We start from the raw sequence: 15,925 nt of genomic DNA on the forward strand, positions 1-15,925 counted from the left end.
CGCCCGGGCCCGCGCAAGGCAGGCCTTCCCGGCGGGCCGGGAGGATCAGTCCTCGGCCGACTCTTCGGCTTCCAGACGGGCGCGATCCGCAAGGCCCTTGGCGTCGAGATCGCGGTCCACGAATTCGACGATGGCCATCGGGGCCATGTCGCCATAGCGGAAACCGGCTTTCAGCACGCGGACATAGCCGCCATTGCGTTCGGCATAGCGCGGGCCGAGCACCTCGAAGAGTTTCGCCACATGGACGTCCTGTTTCAGGCGCGCCGCAGCCTGACGGCGGGCATGCAGGTCGCCGCGCTTGCCAAGCGTGATCAGCTTGTCGGCAATGCGCTTGAGTTCCTTGGCCTTGGGCAGCGTGGTCTTGATCTGCTCGTGCTCGATCAGCGAGCCGGCCATGTTGGCGAACAGCGCCTTGCGGTGTTCGTGGGTACGGTTCAGGCGGCGATAGCCGCGGGCGTGACGCATTTCAAACTCCTACGTTTTGCTTTGTCCGGCGGTCCTGCGTTCGGAACCGCTCTCCTTGGGGCGGAATTGCCCGGGTCTTGCACGCCGGGCGGACCTGCCGCCCGGCGCGAATTGGGTGCCTCAGAACTGGTCCTCGAATTTCTTGGCCAGTTCCTCGATGTTTTCCGGCGGCCATTCCTCGACATCCATGCCGAGGTGCAAGCCCATGCCGGACAGCACTTCCTTGATCTCGTTCAGCGACTTGCGACCGAAGTTCGGGGTCCGCAGCATTTCGGCCTCGGTCTTCTGAATGAGGTCACCGATATAGACGATGTTGTCGTTCTTCAGGCAGTTCGCCGAGCGGACCGACAGTTCCAGTTCGTCCACCTTCTTCAGCAGAAGCGGATTGAACTCGAGCCCGTCATCGTCCGACTCGCGGCTGGCCGATTCCGGTTCGTCGAAGTTGACGAAGATCGACAGCTGGTCCTGCAGGATGCGCGCGGCGAAGGCCACGGCGTCGTCCGGCGTGACCGACCCGTCGGTCTCGATCTTCAGGGTCAGCTTGTCATAGTCCAGAACCTGACCCTCGCGGGTCGGCTGGACGTCATAGGCCACCTTCTTCACCGGCGAATAGATCGCATCGATCGGAATGAGGCCGATCGGCGCGTCTTCGGGCCGGTTCTTGTCGGCGGCGACATAGCCCTTGCCGGTGTTCACGGTCAGTTCCATGAACAGGTCGGCCCCGTCGTCGAGGTGGCAGACCACATGATCGCGGTTCAGGACCTCGATCCCGGCGCTTTCCGAGATGTCGCCGGCGGTGACGACGCCCGGCCCCTTGGCCGAGATCGACAGGCGTTTCGGCCCCTCGACATCCATCCGCAGAGCGATGCCCTTGAGGTTCAGCACGATGTCGGTGACATCCTCGCGGACCCCAGCCACCGACGAGAACTCATGCAGCACGTTGTCGATCTGGACGGAAGTGATGGCTGCCCCCTGCAGCGAGCTCATCAGCACCCGGCGCAGCGCGTTGCCGAGCGTCAGCCCGAAGCCCCGCTCCAGCGGCTCGGCCACGACCGTCGCCTGGCGCGACGGATCGTTGCCCGGCTTGATCTCGAGCTGGGTCGGCTTGATGAGTTCCTGCCAGTTCTTGTGGATCATGCGTGTCTCCTCAATTCCTGCCCGCAGCCCATGTCCAGAAGCAGCAGACGCCCGAGGTCAATTAAGACAGGCTCGGGCCACGCGGAAGCCGCGCAGCCCGAGCGAAAGGTTCGAAATCAGACCCGGCGGCGTTTCGGCGGACGGCAGCCGTTATGCGCGATCGGGGTCACGTCGCGAATCGACGTGATGTTGAAGCCGATGGCAGCCAGCGCACGCAGCGCGCTTTCACGGCCCGAACCGGGGCCCTGCACTTCGACTTCGAGCGTCTTGACGCCATGTTCCTGAGCCTTGCGGCCGGCATCCTCGGCAGCCATCTGGGCGGCATAGGGGGTCGACTTGCGCGAGCCCTTGAAGCCCATGGTCCCGGCCGACGACCAGGCGATGGCGTTGCCCTGAACGTCCGAGATCAGGATCTTGGTGTTGTTGAAGGACGAGTTCACATGCGCCACACCGGCGGCGATGTTCTTGCGTTCCTTGCGGCGGACCCGGGTTTTATCGCGTGCCATATCTCGAGCCCTCCCTTATTTCTTCTTGCCGGCGATGGGTTTCGCCGGGCCCTTGCGGGTACGGGCGTTGGTATGCGTCCGCTGACCGCGAACCGGCAGGTTGCGGCGGTGACGCAGGCCGCGATAGCAGCCGAGGTCCATCAGGCGCTTGATGTTCATCTGAACTTCGCGGCGCAGGTCGCCCTCGACGGTCAGGTTGGCGTCGATATGTTCGCGGATCGACAGCACCTCGGCGTCCGACAGCTCGTTGACCCGGCGGGTCTTGTCGATGCCGACGGCCTCGCAGATCGCGTCGGCCGTGGTCGGCCCGATGCCATGGATGTAGGTCAGGGCGATCGGCACCCGTTTCCCGGTGGGGATGTTGACGCCAGCAATACGTGCCACGCGCAATATTCCTTTCGTTGCGGTTCCGTCGCTCCAGAACCTTTTTTCACAACTATGGCCCGAAAGCCTGTCGCCTCCGGGCCGCCTTGATCGGACCGCCGATTCGGGTCAGCTTCACCCGCCTGCGGCAATTGGTCGATTCTCTATCGAGACGCCGTGCGTAGGGCGATTCCGCGCACCCGTCAAGGGTATTCGTAAGCTGTCAAGATCCATTTCGACGATTTGCCACCCATGCGCCGCATCGCACCTGGGCAGCCATCGCGATGGACCGGGGGCCGCCGGGGCGCTATCCTTTCGGTTGTATCCCTCGCCCGCGGGCCGCGGCAGCGGCGTCCGCATGTCCTGCCAGAAAGGAGGACCCGCGTGAAGTCTTCTGCCACACGGTCCCGTCCGCGCGCGCCCGTCAGGACCGCAGCCGCGCCGGGCCAGGCATCCTCTTCCATGCTCGCGACCGCCACGCTCGATACCCTCAGGGGCCTTGCAGAGATCAGCGCCCCTGTCCAGCGGTTGCGCGCCCTCGGACCGCCCCTGCAGCGCGAGGTCGACACCTCGCCCAGCCCCTTCCTGCCCACCTACGGCCCGAACGAGACGCCAGCCTGGAAGAAGGAAACCGGCATCCCGCAATGGGCGCTGGACGAGCTTGGCGGCAACGAGGAGGTGACGCTGATCTGCAGCCTGAAGGACGGCATCATCGGCAGCGTCTATTTCCCCGAGGGCGGGCGCATCCGGACGACCCATGGCAGCGGACCGGAAAAGGAGCAGGCCCCCGAGCGCGTGACCCAGCAGTTCAACATGGACATGAGCAAGGCCCGCAAGATCTTCAAGGACGGCTCGCCCAAGCTCCTGGCCAAGCTTTACGACAAGACCGACGCGACCAAGACCGAGGAAGAGCGCAAGAAGGCGGCCGCCAAGGCCTGGGACCGTGCCTTCAAGAGCTGGCTGTCAAACCAGCTGGTCAAGACCCCCAAGGACAAGCTGCCCGACTGGATCGAACCGGTCACCGGCCCCGACACCGCCTTCGACCCGACGACCGGGGCAGCGCCCAAGGACAGGAAGCTGTTCGAGGTGTTCACCACACTCGAAGGCGTCGTCACCGGCTGGCACCCGTCGCGCGGGCTGGCCGCCAAGTTCCAGACCAGCAAGAAGGTGGTGAACGTGCTGAACGCCGCCATCGCGCAGATCAAGGGCATCAAGGACCCGGGCGAACGGAACAAGGCCTTCTATGCCTATATCGAGCCCCGCATCCCCGAATTCGCCGCCCAGATCAGAAAGCCCGACGAGGTGTGACGGCCCGCCGCCCTGCTGGGGCGGGCCGTCCCGATCCGTGCCGGATCAGGCGTCGAGAATGGCCTTGATCGCACCCGAGACCTCGTCGATCTCGGCCAGACCGTCGACCCCGGTCAGATCGCCCTTGGCATAATAATAGCCGATCAGCGGCGAGGTCTTCTTGTAATACTCCATCAGCCGCTGACGCAGGCTGGTCTCGTTGTCGTCGGCCCGGCGCTTGAACTCGGTGCCGCCGCATTTGGTGCATTTGCCGTCGGCCGGGATCGGCCTGGTCAGGTCGTTATAGACCTCGCCGCAGCTGCCGCAGTTCGAGCGCGCGGTGATCCGGGCGACCAGCGCCTCGTCATCGACCCGCATCTCGATCACGGCATCGAGCTTCTGCCCCATCCGGTCCAGCAACGCGCCAAGCGCATCGGCCTGGGCCAGCGTCCGCGGAAAGCCGTCGAAGATGAACCCGCCTCCGGCGCCCGCCTCAAGCTTCTCGGCAATGAGGCCGATCACGATCTCGTCGGTCACCAGTTCGCCGCGGTCCATGACCTCGGCCACCTTCCGTCCCATCTCGGTGCCCGAACTGCGCGCCTCGCGCAGCATGTCACCGGTGGAAAGCTGGGTCATGCCCCGTTCCTCCACGAGCCGGCGGGCTTGCGTGCCCTTACCGGCTCCGGGGGGGCCCAGTAGGATGATGTTCATCTGCGAGCTGTCCCTTTTCTTGCGCCTTTGCGCTTGCGCCTGAGTTGCGATTTTTCGATCAGCCCCTCGTACTGATGCGCCAGCAGGTGGGACTGGATCTGTTGGATCGTGTCCATCGTCACCGACACCACGATCAGGACGGACGTGCCGCCAAAATAGAACGGAATGGCCAGTTGCGACCGCAGGATCTCGGGCAGCAGACACACCAGCGCCAGATAGGCCGAGCCCAGCACCAGAACCCGGGTCACGACATAGTCCAGATAGTCCTGAGTGCGCTTGCCGGGCCGAATGCCGGGGATGAAGCCGTTCTGGTTCTTGAGGTTGTCGGCCACGTCCTCGGTCTTGAAGGCCACGTTGAACGTGTAGAAGTAGGTGAAGAACACGATCATGGCCGAGAAGAACAGCAGGTACAGCGGCTGACCGGGACCGAAATAGGCCAGGATCACCGACATCACCGGCCCGGTCTGGGTGCCCGAGAAGGTCGAGATCGTGGTCGGCAGCAACAGCAGCGACGAGGCGAAGATCGCCGGGATCACGCCCGCCGGGTTGACCTTGACTGGCAGGTGGCTCGACCCGCCGTCATACATCTTCATGCCGACCTGACGGCGCGGATACTGGATATGGATCTTGCGCAGCGCGCGTTCCATGAAGACCACGAAGGCGATCACCAGAACGACCATCACCAGCACGCCGATGATCACGCCCGGATGGATCGCGCCCGACCGCCCCTGGCTGAGGAACTGCGCCAGCGCCGCCGGGGCCTGGGCGATGATGCCCACGAAGATGATCAGCGAGATGCCGTTACCGACGCCGCGGGCGGTGATCTGTTCGCCGAGCCACATCAGGAACATTGTGCCGCCGACGATGGTGATCACCGTCGAGGCCCGGAAGAACCAGCCCGGATCGGTCGCGAGGTTGCCCGCCTCAAGGCTGACCGCCAGCCCGTAAGCCTGGAACGCCGCCAGGAACACCGTGCCATAGCGGGTATACTGGTTGATCTTCTTGCGGCCCTGTTCGCCCTCTTTCTTGAGCGCCTCGAGCTGCGGGACCATCGCCGCCAGAAGCTGGACGATGATCGAGGCCGAGATATACGGCATGATCCCCAGAGCGAAGATCCCCATCCTTCCCAGCGCGCCGCCGGTGAACATCGACAGGATGCCGCCGAGCCCGGTCGAAGCGCGCTCCATGAAGTCGCGAAGCGCCGCCCCGTCGATGCCGGGAACGGGGATGTAGGTGCCAAGCCGGTAGACGATCAGAAGCCCCAGGGTGAACAGGATCCTCTGGCGAAGCTCGGTGGCCTTGCCAAAGGCCCCCCAGCTCATGTTCGCCGCCATTTGCTCTGCTGCTGATGCCATGCTGAGCCTCTTTCAAGGACAGCGCCGCCGGACCGTCTTCCGGCTCCGGCGGCGCATTGGAAAACTAGGGGAGATTTAAGCGGCGCGGACGCCGCCCACAATCCCTTAATTCGAAGCCTTACGCGGCCTCGGCCGCAACGGTCGCGACCTTGAGCGACCCGCCGGCCTTCTCGACCGCCTCGATGGCGGCTTTCGAGGCACCGGTAACTTCGATCGAAAGCTTCGAGGTCACTTCGCCTTTCGCCAGGACGCGGATGCCATCCAGCTTGCGGCGCACCAGACCCGAGGCGACCAGCGCGTCTTCGGTGATCGGGGCCGAGCCATCGAGTTTGCCGGCCTCGACGAATTTCTGGATCAGGCCCAGGTTCACCACCGCATAGTCCTTGCGGTTCGGCTTGTTGAAGCCGCGCTTGGGCAGACGTTGGTAGAGCGGCATCTGACCGCCTTCATACCCGTTGATCGCCACACCCGAGCGGGATTTCTGACCCTTGATACCGCGACCGGCGGTCTTGCCCTTGCCCGAGCCCGGGCCGCGGCCGACCCGTTTGGCCTTCTTTGCGGCGCCGTCATTGTCGCGCAGTTCATGCAGTTTCATGTCGCTTCTCCTTTGCCGGACGCACCCCCGAAGCGAATTGGGTGGCCACGGCGTTTCTTGACTGTTTCCGGACGGCCCTGCGGGGCCACCGGGGGCGTATAGACGCAGAGCCGCCGCGAAGCAAGGGATTCGCAGGCGCCCGCTTCCGGCGCCCTGCCCTCCCCGTCTTGCCCTGCCCTGCCCGCGCCGGGGCGTCCTCGCGAAACGGCAAAGGCGCCCCGGGTTCCCGGAGCGCCTTTCAGATCTGCGAACGGGCGATCAGCCGCGTTCTTCGATGATCTCGACCAGGTGCGGGATCTTGGCGACCATGCCGCGGATCGCGGGGGTGTCTTCCAGTTCCCGGGTCTTGTGCATCTTGTTCAGCCCCAGTCCGATCAGGGTCCGGCGCTGGATGTCGGGGCGGCGGATCGGCGAGCCGATCTGCTTGACGACGATGGTCTTGGCCATGCTCGGATCTCCTTACGCTTCGGCCGCTTCGGCAACCGGCGCATCGTCCTTCTTGAGGATTTCAGCGACCTTCTTGCCACGGCGTTGCGCAACCTGACGCGGCGAGCTTTCGCGGGCAAGCCCGTCCAGCGTCGCGCGGATCATGTTGTAGGGGTTCTGCGAACCGATCGACTTGGCGACCACGTCCTGGACGCCCAGCATCTCGAACACGGCGCGCATCGGACCGCCGGCGATGATCCCGGTCCCTTGCGGGGCGGTGCGCATCACAACGCGGCCCGCGCCATGGCGGCCCTCGATGTCATGGTGCAGGGTGCGGCCTTCGCGCAGCGGGACGCGCATCAGGCTGCGTTTGGCCTGCTCGGTCGCCTTGCGGATCGCCTCCGGCACTTCCTTGGCCTTGCCCTTGCCGAAGCCGACGCGGCCCTTCTGGTCGCCCACGACCACGAGAGCGGCAAAGCCGAAGCGCTTGCCCCCCTTCACGGTCTTGGACACGCGGTTGATCGCCACGAGACGATCGGCGAATTCCGGGGTTTCCTCGCGATCGCGACGGTCCCGGCGGTTCTCACGTTCTGCCATATCTCGTCTCCTTAGAACTTCAGGCCGCCTTCACGCGCGGCGTCGGCCAGAGCCTTGACGCTGCCGTGAAAGAGGAAGCCGCCGCGGTCGAAGTAGCATTCCTCGACGCCGGCTTTCTTGGCGCGCTCGGCGATGGCCGAGCCCACCTTGGCAGCCGCCTCGACGTTGTTCTTGCCGATGACGCCCAGCTCTTTCTCGAGCGAGGAGGCCGCGGCCAGGGTCACGCCCTGAACGTCGTCGATCAGCTGCACGCTGATGTTCTTGTTGCTGCGATGAACCGACAGGCGAAGCCGCCCGGCATTCATCTTGCGAAGCTTGTTCCGAACGCGCAGGCGGCGTTTCAGGAACAGGTGTCTTTTGCTGTTTGCCATCTGTCGCGCCCTTACTTCTTCTTGCCTTCCTTACGGAAGATGAACTCACCCTTGTAGCGGATGCCCTTGCCCTTGTAGGGCTCGGGGCCGCGCCACTCGCGGATGTTCGCGGCAACCTGGCCGACCTGTTGCTGGTCGATGCCTTCCACCACGATCTCGGTCGGTTTCGGGGCGGTCACGGTGATGCCCTGCGGAACCTCGAAGTTGACTTCGTGCGAGTAGCCGAGGTTCAGCTTGAGCACGTTCCCCTGCATCGCGGCCCGGTAGCCGACGCCCTGGATCTCAAGCTCGCGCTTGAAGCCCTCGGTCACGCCCTTGACGAGGTTCTGAACCATCGTCCGGGACATGCCCCATTGCTGACGGGCGCGCTTGGACGTGCCGCGCGGCGTGACGCTGACGGCGTTATCCTCGACCGCGATGGTGACATCGTCGGTCGCGGTAAAGCTGCGGGTGCCCTTGGGCCCCATCACTTCGACGGTCTGGCCGGAGACGGATGCCGAAACACCCGACGGCAGCTCGACCGGTTTCTTACCAATACGAGACATTGCCTTCCTCCTTAGAACACCGTGCAGAGCACTTCGCCGCCGACATTCGCCGACCGCGCAGCCGCATCCGACATCACGCCCTTGGACGTCGACACGATCGAGACACCCAGACCCTGGCGCACCGAGGGCAGGTCCTTCACGCTCATGTAGACGCGCCGGCCGGGGGTCGAGACGCGCTTGACTTCGCGAATGACCGGCTGGCCTTCATAGTATTTCAGGCTGACTTCCAGCTCGGGCAGGCCGGTCTTGCCGGTCGTGGCCTCGTAGCCGCGGATGTAGCCTTCGTCTTTCAGCACGTCGAGCACCCAGGCGCGAAGCTTGGAGGCGGGCGTACGCACCGTCGATTTGCCACGCATCTGCGCGTTGCGGATGCGGGTCAGCATATCGCCGAGAGGATCGTTCACGGACATCTCTTCCCCTCCTTACCAGCTCGACTTCACCATGCCGGGGATCTGGCCCATCGAGCCCAGATCGCGCAGCATGATCCGCGAGATTTTCAACTTGCGGTAATAGGCGTGCGGACGCCCGGTGAGCTGGCAGCGGTTGTGCAGCCGGGTTGCCGAGGAATTGCGCGGCAGCTTGGCGAGCTTGAGGCGCGCCTTGAACCGCTCTTCCATCGGAAGATCCTCGTTGGTCGCGATCTCTTTCAGCTTGGCGCGTTTGGCGGCGTATTTCTCCACCAGGCGCTGGCGCTTGAGTTCGCGTTCGACCATAGATTTCTTAGCCATGTGGTGTTCTCCCTCCCGCGATCAGCTGTTGAACGGCATGTTGAAATGCTTCAACAGCGCCTTCGCTTCCGCGTCGGTACGCGCGGTGGTGGCAATGACGATATCCATGCCCCAGACCTCGTCGACCTTGTCGTACTCGATCTCGGGGAACACGATGTGCTCTTTCAGGCCCATCGCGTAGTTGCCGCGGCCGTCGAAGGCCTTGCCCGAGACGCCCCGGAAGTCCCGGATGCGCGGCATCGCGATGGTGATCAGGCGGTCGAGGAATTCGTACATCCGGTCGCCGCGCAGCGTGACCTTGGTCCCGAGCGGCATGTCCTCACGGACCCGGAAGCCGGCGATCGACTTCTTGGCCTTGGTGATGACCGCTTTCTGACCGGCGATCCGGCTCAGGTCTTCCTGCGCCGATTTCGACTTCTTGGAATCGCGCACCGCTTCGGCACCGCAGCCGATGTTCAGCACGATCTTGTCGAGCCGCGGGATCATCATGTCGTTCTTGTAGCCGAACTCTTCCTTCAGAGCGGCCCGGATGGTTTCCCGGTAGAGCGACTTGAGGCGCGGGGTGTAGGTGGCAGCATCAAGCATCGATCACTTCCCCCGATTTCTTGGCAAAGCGAACCTTCTTGCCGTCTTCCACGCGGAAGCCGACGCGGGTCGGGCCGCCCTCTTTGGGGTCGACCATGGCGAGGTTCGACAGGTCGATCGGCATGACTTTCGGCATGCGGCCGCCCTGGCTGGTCTGGGTCTGGCGCTGGTGACGGACCGCCATGTTCAGGCCCTCGACCACGGCCTTGCCGGCCTTGGGATCGACCGACAGGATGGTGCCTTCACGACCCTTGTCCTTGCCGGCGAGCACGACGACCTTGTCGCCCTTTTTCAGCTTGGCAGCCATCAGAGCACCTCCGGAGCCAGCGAGATGATCTTCATGAAGTTCTTCGCACGCAGTTCGCGCACGACGGGCCCGAAGATCCGGGTGCCGACAGGTTCGTTGTTGTTGTTGAGGATCACGGCGGCGTTGCGATCGAAGCGGATCGCGGTGCCGTCCTCGCGGCGGACTTCCTTGGCCGTGCGCACGACGACAGCCTTGCGGACATCGCCTTTCTTGACGCGGCCGCGCGGAATGGCTTCTTTCACGGAAACGACGATGATGTCGCCGACCGAAGCGTATTTCCGCTTGGACCCACCGAGGACCTTGATGCACTGCACCCGGCGTGCGCCGGAGTTGTCAGCGACATCCAGATTGGTCTGCATCTGGATCATTTGGTTTCTCCCGACCTTTGGGAACTGGTCCCAGGGTTTCGCTCAAACCGGAAGGCGGTACAGGTCAGACCTGCGCCACCACCTCCCAGCGTTTCGTCTTCGACTTGGGCGCGCATTCCTGAATGCGGACCATGTCGCCCACCTTGAAGGTGTTGTTCTCGTCGTGAGCCCGGTATTTCTTGGACTTACGGATGGTCTTCTTCAGCACGGGGTGCGTGAAGCGGCGTTCGACCAGGACGGTGACGGTCTGATCGTTCAGATCGCTGGTCACGGTGCCTTGCAGGATACGTTTGGGCATCTGTCAGGCTCCCCTTATTCCGACGCCTTGGCGGCTTTTTCGTTCAGCACCGTTTTCACGCGGGCGACGTCGCGGCGGACTTCGCGGATGCGGGCGGTGTTCTCGAGCGCGTTCGTGGCCTGCTGAAAGCGCAGGTTGAAGGCCTCTTTCTTCAGGCTCGCCAGCGCGTCGCGCAGCTGGTCGGGCGTCTTGTCTCGCAGTTCCTGGGCGTTCATCGCCTTTTTCGTCCTTTCAACATCAACGGAGGGCCCCAAGCCTCTCGCGAGGGTCACCCTGATTCCGATGGAGGTTAGCGGATGAGAGGCCCCCATAAGCCCCTAACCCGAATAAAGCAAGCCCCGATCGCATTCGCCCGGCCGGGCCGCGGTTCGGGAACCACCGGAAAGAAAAGGCCCCCGCCTTGGCGCGGGGGCCCCTCATGATTTCAGGCGACCGGAATTACCAGTCTTCGCGTTCGACGATCCGGGTCTTGATCGGCAGCTTCATGGCCGCCAGACGCAGCGCCTCGCGGGCGATGGTCTCGTTGACACCGTCGATCTCGAACATGATCCGGCCGGGCTTGATCTTCGCGGCCCAGAAATCGACAGACCCCTTCCCTTTACCCATCCGGACCTCGGTCGGTTTCGACGAGACGGGGGTGTCGGGGAAGATCCGGATCCAGACCCGGCCCTGACGTTTCATGTGGCGGGTCAGGGCGCGGCGAGCTGCCTCGATCTGACGCGCGGTCACTCGCTCGGGCTCGGTCGCCTTCAGGCCGAAATGGCCGAAGTTGAGCTCGAATCCGCCTTTAGCCTGGCCGTGAATCCGGCCCTTGTGCATCTTGCGGAATTTCGTGCGCTTGGGTTGCAGCATCTCTGTTCTCCTTCAGGGCTCAGCGGCGCGGACGGGACGGGCCGCTCCCGCCCTCCTGGAGCTCTGCCTGACGACGGTCGCGGGCACTGGGATCGTGCTCCATGATCTCGCCTTTGAAGATCCAGACCTTGATGCCGATGATGCCGTAGGGCGTCGTGGCTTCGGCGGTGGCATAGTCGATGTCGGCGCGCAGCGTGTGCAGCGGCACCCGGCCTTCGCGATACCATTCCGTCCGGGCGATCTCGGCGCCGCCGAGGCGGCCCGACACGTTGACCCGGATACCCAGCGCACCCATGCGCATGGCGTTCTGCACCGAGCGTTTCATCGCGCGGCGGAAGCTGACCCGACGTTCCAGCTGCTGGGCGATCGATTCCGCCACCAGCTGACCGTCAAGCTCGGGCTTGCGGACCTCGACGATGTTGAGGTGCAGCTCGCTCTTGGTCATGTTGGCAAGCTTCTTGCGCAGCGTCTCGATATCCGCGCCTTTCTTGCCGATGATCACGCCCGGACGCGCCGTGTGGATCGTCACACGGCATTTCTTGTGCGGACGCTCGATGATGATGCGGCTGACGCCGGCCTGCTTGCACTCGTCCTTGATGAACTCGCGCATCTTGACGTCTTCGAGAAGAAGATCGCCGTAATCCTTGGTGTCGGCGTACCAGCGGCTGTCCCAGGTCCGGTTGACTTGGAGGCGCATGCCGATCGGATTGACCTTGTGACCCATTAGGCTTGCTCCTCGACCTGGCGGACCTTGATGGTGAGTTCCGAGAACGGCTTCATGATCTTGCCGAACCGGCCACGGGCACGCGGCTGGCCGCGCTTCAGCGTCAGGTTCTTGCCCACATAAGCCTCGGCCACGATCAGTTCGTCGACGTCGAGGTTATGGTTGTTCTCGGCGTTGGCGATCGCGGACTGAAGGCATTTCTTCACGTCTTCGGCGATCCGCTTCTTCGAGAAGGTCAGATCGGCGAGCGCACGGTCGACCTTCTTGCCGCGGATCATCGCGGCGACCAGGTTCAGCTTCTGCGGAGAGGTGCGAAGCATGCGCGTCTTGGCCATCGCTTCATTCTCGGCCACGCGGCGGGGGTTCTTTGCCTTGCCCATGACGCTTACCTCTTCTTCGCTTTCTTGTCGGCCGCGTGACCGTAATAGGTCCGGGTCGGCGAATATTCACCGAACTTCTGGCCGATCATCTCTTCGGTCACCAGCACGGGAATATGCTTGTGCCCGTTGTAGACGCCAAAGGTGAGCCCCACGAACTGGGGCAGGATGGTGGAGCGGCGCGACCAGATCTTGATGACCTCGTTGCGGCTCGACTCGCGGGCTTTCTCGGCCTTCTTGAGGACATAAGAGTCGACGAAGGGGCCTTTCCAGACAGAACGAGACATGGCTTAGCGACCCTTCTTGCGCGCGTGACGGGACCGGAGGATGTACTTGTCGGTCGCCTTGTTGCGGCGCGTCTTGGCGCCTTTGGTCGGCTTGCCCCAAGGGGTCACCGGGTGACGACCACCCGAAGTCCGGCCTTCGCCGCCGCCATGGGGGTGGTCGATCGGGTTCATCACGACGCCGCGGACCGACGGGCGTTTGCCCAGATGGCGGTTGCGGCCGGCCTTGCCGATGTTCTGGTTGCTGTTGTCGGGGTTCGACACCGCGCCCACGGTCGCCATGCATTCCTGACGGACCAGGCGCAGTTCGCCCGACGAAAGCCGGATCTGGGCATAGCCGCCGTCACGGCCGACGAACTGGGCATAGGTGCCCGCGGCACGCGCGATCTGGCCGCCCTTGCCGGGCTTCAGTTCGACGTTGTGCACGATCGTGCCGATCGGCATGCCGGTGAAGGGCATCGCGTTGCCGGGCTTCACGTCGGCCTTCTTAGAGGCGACGACCTTGTCGCCGACGCCCAGGCGCTGCGGCGCCAGGATGTAGGCCTGTTCGCCATCCTCGTAGCGGATCAGGGCGATGAAGGCGGTCCGGTTCGGGTCGTATTCGATCCGTTCAACGGTGCCGACCACATCGAACTTGGTCCGCTTGAAATCAACGATGCGGTAGAGGCGCTTCGCCCCGCCGCCACGGCGACGTGCCGTGATCCGCCCGGCGTTGTTCCGGCCGCCCGATTTGGTCAGGCCCTCGGTGAGGGTCTTGACCGGGCGCCCTTTCCAAAGCTCGGAACGGTCGATCAGAACCAGCCCACGCTGGCCCGGCGTCGTCGGCTTGTACGACTTGAGTGCCATGCTTTCTGTCTTCCGTCAGCTTCGGACCTGAATGGTCCGGTTGTCGTCAGGGGTCCGAAGACCCCGCCGTGAGGAGAAAAAATCCGGCCCCGGTCGGGACCGGGGCCGAAGATTCGCGGCGTTCTATCAGAGACCGGTGGTCACGTCGATAGTGTTGCCCTCTTCGAGGGTCACATAGGCCTTCTTGACGTTCTTGCGGCGGCCGAGAATGCCCTTGAACCGCTTGACCTTGCCCTTGGTGATGGTGGTGTTGACCGCCTTCACCTTGACGCCGAAGAGGTTCTCCACCGCTTCCTTGATCTCGGGCTTGTTCGCGTCCATCGCCACCTCGAAGACCACGGCATTGGCCTCAGAGGCCATCGTCGCTTTCTCGGTGATGATCGGCTTGCGGATCACGTCGTAATGTTCGGGCTTCACGCTCATTTCAGTCGAGCCTCCAGGGCTTCGACACCCGCCTTCGTAAGCACCAGAGTGTCACGGCGGAGGATGTCATAGACGTTGGCGCCCATCGACGGCAGCACATCGAGACCCTCGATGTTGCGGGCCGCCATGGCGAAGTTCTCGTTCACCTCGGCGCCGTCGATGATCAGCACGCGCTTCCAGCCCAGGTTCTTGACCGATTTGGCCAGATCCGAGGTCTTGGGCGCGGCCATCTCGGCCGATTCCAGAACGATCAGTTCGCCCGCCTTCAGCTTGGCGCTGAGCGCGTGCTTGAGGCCCAGCTTGCGGAATTTCTTCGGCAGGTCGTGGGCATGGCTGCGCGGGGTCGGGCCCTTGTAGACGCCACCCTTGCGGAAGATCGGCGCGTTCCGGTCCCCGTGACGCGCGCCACCGGTGCCTTTCTGGCGATAGATCTTCTTGGTCGAGTAGCTGGTCTCGGACCGGGTCTTGACCTTGTGGGTGCCGGCCTGCGCGCGGGCGCGCTGCCAGCGCACCACGCGGTGCAGGATGTCGGCGCGGGGCTCGAGGCCGAAGATCTCGTCGCCGAGATCGACGGTGCCGGCCTTGGCGCCGTCCAGTTTGATCACGTCGAGTTTCATTCTTCGCCTCCTTCGGCGGTCGCTTCGGCAGCGGGCGCCTCGGCCTTGGCCGATTTCAGGGCCGCGGGCAGCACCAGATTGTCCGGGGTCGCCTTCTTGACCGCGTCCTTGATGGTGACCCAGCCGCCCTTGGCGCCGGGGACGGCCCCCTTGATCATGATCAGGCCACGATCGGCGTCGGTCTTCACCACCTGCAGGTTCTGCGTGGTGACGCGGGCCGAGCCCAGGTGACCGGCCATCTTCTTGCCCTTGAACACGCGACCCGGGTCCTGACATTGACCGGTCGAGCCATGCGAGCGGTGGCTGACCGACACACCGTGCGAGGCGCGCAGACCGCCGAAATTGTGCCGCTTCATGACACCGGCAAAGCCTTTACCGATCGACGTGCCGCTGACATCGACGAACTGGCCTTCGAAATAGTGGTCGGCGGTGATTTCCTCACCGACGCCGATCAGGTTTTCGGGGGCCACGCGGAATTCCGCGAGCTTCCGCTTGGGCGCGACGCTGGCCTTGGCGAAGTGGCCGCGCATCGGGGCCGACACGCGCTTGGCCTTGGCCGAGCCCGCGCCCAGCTGGACCGCGGTGTAGCCGTCGGTTTCGACGGTCCGCTGGGCCACGACCTGGCAGCCGTCAAGCTGCAGGACGGTGACCGGCACCTGACGGCCGTCGTCCATGAACAGCCGGGTCATGCCCAGCTTCTTTGCGATAACTCCAGAGCGCATCTTCGGTGCCCTCCTCAAACCTTGATTTCGACGTCGACACCGGCAGCCAGGTCGAGCTTCATCAGCGCGTCCACGGTCTGGGGGGTCGGGTCGATGATGTCGAGAAGCCGCTTGTGCGTGCGGATTTCCCATTGATCGCGGGACTTCTTGTCGATGTGGGGGCCACGAAGAACCGTGAATTTTTCGATCTTGTTCGGCAGCGGAATGGGCCCGCGCACCTGGGCGCCGGTCCGCTTGGCGGTGTTCACGATCTCCTGCGTGCTGGCATCCAGAACGCGGTAGTCGAAGGCCTTCAGCCGAATGCGGATATTCTGACTTTGCATGTTTTTGTGCCCTCAGGCTGAAGGGCGGGTCCATCGGACCCGCCCGGGCCTTTTCGTTACTTGATGATCTTGGAGACGACGCCGGCGCCGACGGTGCGGCCGCCTTCGCGGAT

The 15,925-nt window shown here is 64.0% G+C and carries 28 protein-coding genes; 1 reads left to right on the forward strand and 27 read right to left on the reverse strand.

Translation table 11 applies throughout. The features are described 5' to 3' along the window. Positions 1-45 precede the first annotated feature (45 nt). The 4 genes from rplQ to rpsM all read right to left on the reverse strand — a co-directional run bounded on the left by rplQ (position 46) and on the right by rpsM (position 2,492). Entirely contained in the window at positions 46-465 is a 420-nt protein-coding gene (gene rplQ, locus BYZ73_RS19365; protein ID WP_112317330.1) for a 50S ribosomal protein L17, read from the reverse strand. Between the two features lie 120 nt (positions 466-585). Next, positions 586-1,602, reverse strand: coding sequence for a DNA-directed RNA polymerase subunit alpha (locus tag BYZ73_RS19370; RefSeq protein WP_108028821.1), 1,017 nt, complete (start codon positions 1,600-1,602; stop codon positions 586-588). A 116-nt stretch (positions 1,603-1,718) separates the two neighbouring features. Continuing rightward, on the reverse strand, positions 1,719-2,108 hold the full coding sequence (rpsK, locus tag BYZ73_RS19375; protein ID WP_075784681.1) for a 30S ribosomal protein S11: 390 nt from the start codon (positions 2,106-2,108) through the stop codon (positions 1,719-1,721). A 15-nt stretch (positions 2,109-2,123) separates the two neighbouring features. Then, positions 2,124-2,492 carry a 30S ribosomal protein S13 gene (gene rpsM / locus BYZ73_RS19380; RefSeq protein WP_075784680.1) on the reverse strand — a complete coding sequence of 123 codons (369 nt, stop codon included), beginning with the start codon at positions 2,490-2,492 and terminating at the stop codon, positions 2,124-2,126. Positions 2,493-2,933: 441 nt separating this feature from the next. Here rpsM and BYZ73_RS19385 point away from each other — a divergent pair, with 441 nt between their 5' ends. Then, positions 2,934-3,779, forward strand: a complete 846-nt coding sequence (locus BYZ73_RS19385; RefSeq protein WP_112317331.1) for a hypothetical protein — start codon at positions 2,934-2,936, stop codon at positions 3,777-3,779. Positions 3,780-3,824: 45 nt separating this feature from the next. Here BYZ73_RS19385 and BYZ73_RS19390 read toward each other — a convergent pair whose 3' ends face one another. From BYZ73_RS19390 to rpsJ, 23 genes are all read right to left on the reverse strand, one after another. After that, positions 3,825-4,469, reverse strand: a complete 645-nt coding sequence (locus BYZ73_RS19390) for an adenylate kinase (RefSeq protein ID WP_112317332.1) — start codon at positions 4,467-4,469, stop codon at positions 3,825-3,827. Further along, entirely contained in the window at positions 4,466-5,824 is a 1,359-nt protein-coding gene (gene secY / locus BYZ73_RS19395) for a preprotein translocase subunit SecY (protein WP_108028824.1), read from the reverse strand. The genes BYZ73_RS19390 and secY overlap by 4 nt, the downstream gene beginning before the upstream one ends. Positions 5,825-5,942: 118 nt before the next feature. Further along, complete coding sequence (gene rplO / locus BYZ73_RS19400) at positions 5,943-6,419, reverse strand: 50S ribosomal protein L15 (protein ID WP_112317333.1); 477 nt, start codon at positions 6,417-6,419, stop codon at positions 5,943-5,945. A gap of 258 nt (positions 6,420-6,677) precedes the next feature. After that, positions 6,678-6,866 carry a 50S ribosomal protein L30 gene (gene rpmD, locus BYZ73_RS19405; protein WP_075784675.1) on the reverse strand — a complete coding sequence of 63 codons (189 nt, stop codon included), beginning with the start codon at positions 6,864-6,866 and terminating at the stop codon, positions 6,678-6,680. A gap of 12 nt (positions 6,867-6,878) precedes the next feature. Further along, the gene (gene rpsE / locus BYZ73_RS19410) at positions 6,879-7,442 is read right to left on the reverse strand and encodes a 30S ribosomal protein S5 (protein WP_075784674.1); all 564 of its coding nucleotides are present in this window, start codon (positions 7,440-7,442) and stop codon (positions 6,879-6,881) included. An 11-nt stretch (positions 7,443-7,453) separates the two neighbouring features. Further along, positions 7,454-7,813, reverse strand: a complete 360-nt coding sequence (rplR, locus tag BYZ73_RS19415) for a 50S ribosomal protein L18 (protein WP_075784673.1) — start codon at positions 7,811-7,813, stop codon at positions 7,454-7,456. 11 nt (positions 7,814-7,824) lie between these two features. Beyond that, complete coding sequence (gene rplF, locus BYZ73_RS19420; RefSeq protein WP_112317334.1) at positions 7,825-8,358, reverse strand: 50S ribosomal protein L6; 534 nt, start codon at positions 8,356-8,358, stop codon at positions 7,825-7,827. An 11-nt stretch (positions 8,359-8,369) separates the two neighbouring features. Then, entirely contained in the window at positions 8,370-8,768 is a 399-nt protein-coding gene (gene rpsH, locus BYZ73_RS19425; protein ID WP_108028827.1) for a 30S ribosomal protein S8, read from the reverse strand. A 12-nt stretch (positions 8,769-8,780) separates the two neighbouring features. Then, entirely contained in the window at positions 8,781-9,086 is a 306-nt protein-coding gene (gene rpsN / locus BYZ73_RS19430; RefSeq protein ID WP_075784671.1) for a 30S ribosomal protein S14, read from the reverse strand. A 21-nt stretch (positions 9,087-9,107) separates the two neighbouring features. After that, positions 9,108-9,671: a 50S ribosomal protein L5 gene (gene rplE, locus BYZ73_RS19435; protein ID WP_108028828.1), complete on the reverse strand. Its 564-nt coding sequence runs from the start codon at positions 9,669-9,671 to the stop codon at positions 9,108-9,110. Next, on the reverse strand, positions 9,664-9,978 hold the full coding sequence (rplX, locus tag BYZ73_RS19440; protein WP_112317335.1) for a 50S ribosomal protein L24: 315 nt from the start codon (positions 9,976-9,978) through the stop codon (positions 9,664-9,666). Before rplX ends, rplE begins: the two co-directional genes overlap by 8 nt. Then, complete coding sequence (gene rplN, locus BYZ73_RS19445) at positions 9,978-10,346, reverse strand: 50S ribosomal protein L14 (RefSeq protein ID WP_005621870.1); 369 nt, start codon at positions 10,344-10,346, stop codon at positions 9,978-9,980. Before rplN ends, rplX begins: the two co-directional genes overlap by 1 nt. 64 nt (positions 10,347-10,410) lie before the next feature. After that, on the reverse strand, positions 10,411-10,644 hold the full coding sequence (gene rpsQ / locus BYZ73_RS19450) for a 30S ribosomal protein S17 (RefSeq protein WP_108028830.1): 234 nt from the start codon (positions 10,642-10,644) through the stop codon (positions 10,411-10,413). 14 nt (positions 10,645-10,658) lie between these two features. Then, positions 10,659-10,859: a 50S ribosomal protein L29 gene (gene rpmC, locus BYZ73_RS19455; protein ID WP_108028831.1), complete on the reverse strand. Its 201-nt coding sequence runs from the start codon at positions 10,857-10,859 to the stop codon at positions 10,659-10,661. A 223-nt stretch (positions 10,860-11,082) separates the two neighbouring features. Next, entirely contained in the window at positions 11,083-11,496 is a 414-nt protein-coding gene (gene rplP, locus BYZ73_RS19460; RefSeq protein WP_075784666.1) for a 50S ribosomal protein L16, read from the reverse strand. A 19-nt stretch (positions 11,497-11,515) separates the two neighbouring features. Then, complete coding sequence (gene rpsC / locus BYZ73_RS19465; RefSeq protein ID WP_075784665.1) at positions 11,516-12,220, reverse strand: 30S ribosomal protein S3; 705 nt, start codon at positions 12,218-12,220, stop codon at positions 11,516-11,518. After that, on the reverse strand, positions 12,220-12,600 hold the full coding sequence (gene rplV / locus BYZ73_RS19470; protein WP_108028832.1) for a 50S ribosomal protein L22: 381 nt from the start codon (positions 12,598-12,600) through the stop codon (positions 12,220-12,222). Before rplV ends, rpsC begins: the two co-directional genes overlap by 1 nt. Before the next feature lie 5 nt (positions 12,601-12,605). Then, positions 12,606-12,884, reverse strand: coding sequence for a 30S ribosomal protein S19 (gene rpsS, locus BYZ73_RS19475; RefSeq protein WP_108028833.1), 279 nt, complete (start codon positions 12,882-12,884; stop codon positions 12,606-12,608). A gap of 3 nt (positions 12,885-12,887) precedes the next feature. Beyond that, positions 12,888-13,727 (reverse strand): 50S ribosomal protein L2, encoded by an 840-nt coding sequence (gene rplB / locus BYZ73_RS19480; RefSeq protein WP_108028834.1) that lies wholly within the window; start codon positions 13,725-13,727, stop codon positions 12,888-12,890. A 126-nt stretch (positions 13,728-13,853) separates the two neighbouring features. Beyond that, entirely contained in the window at positions 13,854-14,150 is a 297-nt protein-coding gene (locus tag BYZ73_RS19485; protein ID WP_042456841.1) for a 50S ribosomal protein L23, read from the reverse strand. Beyond that, a complete protein-coding gene (gene rplD / locus BYZ73_RS19490) occupies positions 14,147-14,767 on the reverse strand; it encodes a 50S ribosomal protein L4 (protein ID WP_108028835.1) in 621 nt (206 codons plus the stop codon). The genes BYZ73_RS19485 and rplD overlap by 4 nt, the downstream gene beginning before the upstream one ends. Further along, positions 14,764-15,489, reverse strand: coding sequence for a 50S ribosomal protein L3 (gene rplC, locus BYZ73_RS19495; RefSeq protein ID WP_108028836.1), 726 nt, complete (start codon positions 15,487-15,489; stop codon positions 14,764-14,766). Before rplC ends, rplD begins: the two co-directional genes overlap by 4 nt. Before the next feature lie 14 nt (positions 15,490-15,503). Next, positions 15,504-15,812 carry a 30S ribosomal protein S10 gene (gene rpsJ / locus BYZ73_RS19500; protein WP_042456850.1) on the reverse strand — a complete coding sequence of 103 codons (309 nt, stop codon included), beginning with the start codon at positions 15,810-15,812 and terminating at the stop codon, positions 15,504-15,506. Between the last annotated feature and the right edge of the window lie 113 nt (positions 15,813-15,925).

It is taken from the genome of Rhodovulum viride (assembly GCF_003265965.1).
Taxonomy (GTDB): Bacteria; Pseudomonadota; Alphaproteobacteria; order Rhodobacterales; family Rhodobacteraceae; genus Rhodovulum; species Rhodovulum kholense.